The sequence below is a fragment of the Italian clover phyllody phytoplasma str. MA1 genome, assembly GCF_000300695.1.
GTDB lineage: Bacteria > Bacillota_I > Bacilli_A > Acholeplasmatales > Acholeplasmataceae > Phytoplasma.
In genome coordinates, this window is record NZ_AKIM01000066.1 from 1 (window position 1) to 642 (window position 642).

At 24.1% G+C, this 642-nt stretch carries 1 protein-coding gene; it reads right to left on the reverse strand.

Features of this window, described 5'->3' with window-relative positions; all coding sequences use genetic code 11:
- Positions 1-192 precede the first annotated feature (192 nt).
- Positions 193-441 (reverse strand): hypothetical protein, encoded by a 249-nt coding sequence (locus RI01_RS03910; RefSeq protein ID WP_017193096.1) that lies wholly within the window; start codon positions 439-441, stop codon positions 193-195.
- Between the last annotated feature and the right edge of the window lie 201 nt (positions 442-642).

Sequence of the window (642 nt, forward strand, 5' to 3'; positions counted from 1 at the left end):
ATAATGCGATAATATCAAATATCGAGTATCATTATCATTATCGATATAAAATATCAAATATCACTCTTTAAATAAGCTTTTGTTAAAAAGAATATATGAAAAGCAATATGGTAACAAAGTGGTAACAAAGTGGTAACAAAGTGGTAACAAAAAGATAACTTAATGGTAATGAAATGGCAATTTATAAATTATTTATTTTTTTAATTCTTTTTTATTTAAATTTGATAAATAACCAGAACGTATCTTTTTCACCCGATAGCCTTGTTTGGTTTTGTTTAAGAAGAATTGAATATATTTTAAATCTTCTGGGCGGTAATAAATGATATTTAGACCTTTCTTATAGTTTGTTTTGATAGGATTATTATATTTATCTAGTTTATTGGGTTCTAGTTGATATAATTGTAAGCTTTCTAGTTTATGAAGATTGATTTTGCCGATCAATTCTTTGATGATATTTTTAGATTCATTTTTGTAGTTGATTTGAAAGATATTAAATAGGTTTTTTAAGGGTGTTATTTGGAGTTTTAAGGGGGGGTAAATCTGAAAGTAATATTTACCCTATTACTAGAAGAGAAATTATCATTAATTAAGGTTATTTTTGTTGTTTTTGTTGTGATTTAGGATATTGATAAATAAAGTTTT